At 37.5% G+C, this 2,431-nt stretch carries 2 protein-coding genes and 1 riboswitch; of the genes, one reads left to right on the forward strand and one right to left on the reverse strand.

Annotated elements, in window-relative coordinates; translation table 11 throughout:
• The first annotated feature begins 816 nt into the window (after nucleotides 1-816).
• Nucleotides 817-951, forward strand: a riboswitch (cyclic di-AMP (ydaO/yuaA leader).
• Nucleotides 952-955: 4 nt separating this feature from the next.
• A complete protein-coding gene (locus tag AWJ19_RS34030) occupies nucleotides 956-1,426 on the forward strand; it encodes a C40 family peptidase (protein ID WP_082707838.1) in 471 nt (156 codons plus the stop codon).
• 195 nt (nucleotides 1,427-1,621) lie between these two features.
• Here the strand turns inward: AWJ19_RS34030 and AWJ19_RS11400 are convergent, their stop codons facing one another.
• A complete protein-coding gene (locus tag AWJ19_RS11400) occupies nucleotides 1,622-2,191 on the reverse strand; it encodes a VTT domain-containing protein (RefSeq protein WP_068723810.1) in 570 nt (189 codons plus the stop codon).
• Nucleotides 2,192-2,431: the final 240 nt, after the last annotated feature.

Here is a 2,431-nt window from a genome sequence, read left to right on the forward strand (position 1 = left end):
GGTCTTTTTCCCAGACAGGGTCGGTCAACACTTGCGTTAGATTCGCGACTTCCCCTCGGGGAATCTGTGCTTAAAAGAGTTTACACAAAATTATTGACAGACCCGACATTTTGGATTATCCGAAAATGGAATGATGTAACCGAATCAACCCCGTATAACAGCAACCCGATTAAAAGCTCGTATGAGTTAATGTGGCAGGAATTAAAGTCAGCCAATCACAGCTCTTCCATCACCGTTCAGAATTTGATTCGTAGAATCATTTAAAATTATTTTAAAATCTATGGTAATTACAGCGATCAGGACATTATTGATAAATTCGACGAGGATGAGAAGGTCATATGTAAATCCTTAATCTCCTGGGCCAATGATGGTTCTCACTTTGCAGGAGATGATTTGTATATCGAGCACCCGATGGATACAGTCAGTAAGTACTTACGGGTATTTGAAAAGATATTCGTGGTTACACATCATCATGCCCATTATAAAATGATGATGGGAATTGAAGAATCACTGGGATCGGCTTTGGAACAAACACAGGTATCGTAATCGAAAACGTAATATCAATTAAACGACATATATGGGATTAGAAGACGAGTAGGAAGTAACTACTCGTCTTTTTATATACACCAAAGATATTGAAATATATGACAAAAACGTTACTATTGTTTCAGACATAGAATGATAATGACGGGTTATTATAAAGCAAAAATATGGAGAAACAATGAAGAAAGTATGTAGAAAATACGTTAATAGTTAAATTTTTAGAAGGATTGACAGGTAGCCTACTATCTATTAAAGTGTTAATAGTTACAAAATATTAATAAGTTGCCGAATTTCAGCGTTGAAAACGGGGGAACCATTTTTTGGGTGAATTATTCTTGCACGAAAGGGAATATAGGGAACCTTTAACCGAATCCTCAGCTAACTCCGTAGGCATTGAAGGGAGAACAAGTTTCTGAAGAAAGTCATCGTATCCATGTTGGCAGCCTCATTTATATTTGCTTCTGCAGCACCAGGTACATATGCTAGCGAGGTAACATTGGACAGTGTTGTGAAGCGGGTCGTAGGAACCCCTTATCTATATGGAGGAACTACAACTTCAGGCTTTGATTGTTCCGGATTTATTCTATATGTACTTAAGAAGTTCAATGTAGATGACCTTCCGCGCACTTCTCAATCGCAGGCTAAAACTGGCATTCCTGTAGCCAAAGATGATTTACGTGAGGGTGACCTCGTCTTTTTTAACACATTTGGTTCTGGAATTTCGCATGCGGGCATTTACGTAGGTGATAACAAGTTCGCTCACTCTTCCAGCAGTAAGGGCGTAAGAATCAGCAGCTTGTCAGAGGCGTATTATAAGGAGCGATATGTAACAGCTCGCCGTGTAGTCAGTGAAAACAGCTATTCTGAAATGGTGAGCCGTTAATTGAAAGTTTTCTACATGTGGAGTAATGAAGATCGCCTCTAACTAGAGAGGCGATCTTTTTATTTGAATAGGCTATTCTTATTCCGTAAGCTTGTTTGAGGATTGTTCGTATTGAGAAGTAGGGTAAGGTACATGCGATGGATTCTCATGATAAGTATAGAAAGGGCTGTTTCAGCGATGTTAACTAATAAATTTTTATTCCCTGTACTTAGTGTGTCTTCTTTTACTAACCGTGAAAATGATTAGAATGAGTACGATACTTATTAAAATTAAAGCTACACTGAGATATTCCTTGCTGAGAATCAGCAATTGCTGAATAGAATAAGCCTCTATAATAAGAGCTGGCAACTTTCCAAGCATAGTTGCTAATCCAAAAGTGCCCCAGCTAACATGACTAACGGAACTCGATATATTAACCAATCCTGAAGGGACAAACGGGAGTATTCTTAAAGCAAAAATAAGAAAGAATGCTTCAAAACCAGAAGTTTGTTGAAGTCTCTTCAAATATTTATTCTCATTTTTTATACCTCGTATTAAGGACAAGAACCCCCTGCGATAGAGAACAAAGCTAACAATTGCCCCGAGCACTTCTCCGAAAAAGGAAATCATCATTCCGTTGAGAAAACCGAACAAGGTGATGTTAGCTCCTGTGAGAAATACACTAGGGATGAATGCAAAAATGCTTATTAATATATTTAAAACCAGACTTAAGATAATGGCGAAATACCCACTTTCACCTAACAATTCAACGATGTGCGTAGTCATACAAAATCCGTTCCTTTTTTATTTGAGATAACCTGAGCTCATTATAACAGGTAAATAAAAAGCTAAACATAGATCTCTGATTCTACGTTTAGCCCAATATATGTGCTTATGGAATAGTTCGTTTTTTATTTAAGAAAGTTATAGGATCGCATCTATATCAACAGTTGAATTAGGCTTCACTTCAACAATCATTCGCAGAGGTAGGCAAATGATAGATTGGAGTCTGTAAAATATATTGTG

Origin of the sequence: Paenibacillus sp. DMB5 (assembly GCF_001517085.1) — a bacterium.
Taxonomy (GTDB): domain Bacteria; phylum Bacillota; class Bacilli; order Paenibacillales; family Paenibacillaceae; genus Paenibacillus_AQ.

Excerpts from the sequence above, each read along its gene's own strand:
- AWJ19_RS11400 (WP_068723810.1), bottom strand. The coding sequence starts at position 2,191 with ATGACTACGCACATCGTTGAATTGTTAGGTGAAAGTGGGTATTTCGCC.